This window comes from Flammeovirga aprica JL-4 (assembly GCF_012844305.1).
Taxonomy (GTDB): Bacteria; Bacteroidota; Bacteroidia; order Cytophagales; family Flammeovirgaceae; genus Flammeovirga; species Flammeovirga aprica.
The window spans coordinates 1-692 of record NZ_JABANE010000357.1 but is presented as its reverse complement, the minus strand read 5'-3'; the positions used below and the strand labels follow the sequence as shown (position 1 = coordinate 692).

Sequence of the window (692 nt, the reverse complement as noted above, 5' to 3'; positions counted from 1 at the left end):
ACAAGTTGATATTGCCCTTTAGCTCCTTTCTTGTAAATCGATACGAAAGCGTAGCCAAGTACCTCAAAATTTAAGGGACGTCGGCGACCACTTTTCTCTCGGTTTATCGGGAGTTGAAGTACATCTCTTAGAAAGAGGTAAACATTATTCCCGACTCGTTTAGCTGATTTTTCTGACTTCACATAAATACTGAAGTCATCTGCGTATCTCACAAAACGAACATCTCGTTCCATTAGAAAGAGATCCAGTTCATGAAGCAGAATATTGGAAAGAAGCGGACTCAGTGGACCACCTTGGGGAACTCCTTTTCGCCTTTTCCTTAATTTACCTTCAATCATGATGGGTGCTCTGAGAAATTTACGGATCAGTTTCATCGTAATAGGACATTTTACTCTCTGATAAATCAGCTGGAGTAAAATGCTATGGTCCACTTCATCAAAGAAGCTTTTCAAATCAATATCAATGATATCCTGATAGCCACTATTGATGTAGGATAATGATGTTTTTAGTGCATCATGAGCACTTTTGTTGGGGCGAAAACCAAAACTAAACTTCGAGAATTCCTTTTCAAAAATAGGAGATAATACTTGATGTAGTGCCTGCTGAATGAGACGGTCTTGTACCGTAGGGATACCCAAAAGACGTGTTTTTCCATTCGGTTTAGGTATTTCCACACCTTTGATGGGTTGTGG

1 protein-coding gene is annotated in these 692 nt (G+C 39.6%); it reads right to left on the bottom strand.

The features are described 5' to 3' along the window. A partial coding sequence (locus HHU12_RS34350; RefSeq protein ID WP_240971276.1) for a reverse transcriptase domain-containing protein occupies positions 1-692 on the bottom strand: 692 nt, incomplete at both ends.